Annotated in this window: 1 protein-coding gene; it reads right to left on the reverse strand. The window is 55.2% G+C overall.

Annotated features, from left to right (window positions below; genetic code table 11):
• Nucleotides 1–143 precede the first annotated feature (143 nt).
• A partial coding sequence (locus GJ668_RS19795; protein WP_186343239.1) for a glycosyltransferase family 2 protein occupies nucleotides 144–1,003 on the reverse strand: 860 nt, incomplete at its 5' end.

The raw sequence follows: 1,003 nt of genomic DNA on the forward strand, positions 1-1,003 counted from the left end.
GTGATATGACGATCTACATGTGGCCGAAATGGGCCGCACGGGCCATTGAATGGAGCGCGAAACACTCATGACGTAGCCACTGAAAACAAAATGTTTGTGAAAAAGGGCACTTTCAGTGTTAACGAATAGTAAACGGTATTTGATCAGCGTTTCCTTAGGTCATGTTTGACGCTGATATAGGTGCGATTGATCGTCGCACTCAGCTGCCGCTCGCTCATCACATGGTTCTGCATGCGCAGCGCGTCCGAGTGTTCGATGATCGATATCAAGCCCACTGGATAAGCGTCAGCTTGATAGCCAGCGAGACTCAGGCGCGCGATGAAGTCCCGATCCTCATCACCCCATCCCTGCATACATTCATCAAATCCCTGGATCTTGTCGTAAGCTTCGCGGGTGCAGAGAAATGTCCCCATTGAACTCGGAATCCAGGGCCGCGCATGGTAGCTGTGAGACGTCTGCAAACGGGGCAACAATTGTTCAAGGAAGTCGGGCGCCAACAACACATCCGCATCCACGAATAGAAGCCAAGGCGTCGCCGTCTGCAGCGCACCAACATTGCGAGAATGCGAGGCGTTGTAGACTTGCCGCCCTGGGATCCGCACGACCCTGGCCTTGGGATAACACGTCTCCACCCAGTTGCCAACCGCTTGCGGACAGGAATAGTCGACGACGACAACCTGGGCTTGAGGCTGCGCCAGCATTCGATCGATGGTCTGCTGAAGGTGGTCGAGGCGCCCCTTGCAAGTCGTCACAATACTGACCAGCGGCTGCTCATAGACTGGACGCTGAGGCATGCGCTGAAGCCACTCCTCGGCAGCACGCTGCTCCGCCCGCCGCGCATTATGCCTGCTCAACGGGTTCAGGTCGTTATAGAGATACCCAGGCTCAGCAACAAAACCCACCCGCTCAGGCGGACACATCTCTAACCCGGATGTTTCATAAACCTGTGACCAGCCCCAGAAATCGACGGTTGTAGTCGGATTCAATGGCGATTCTGCCCGTA

The sequence above is a fragment of the Allochromatium palmeri genome, from assembly GCF_009720725.1.
Classification (GTDB): Bacteria; Pseudomonadota; Gammaproteobacteria; order Chromatiales; family Chromatiaceae; genus Thermochromatium; species Thermochromatium palmeri.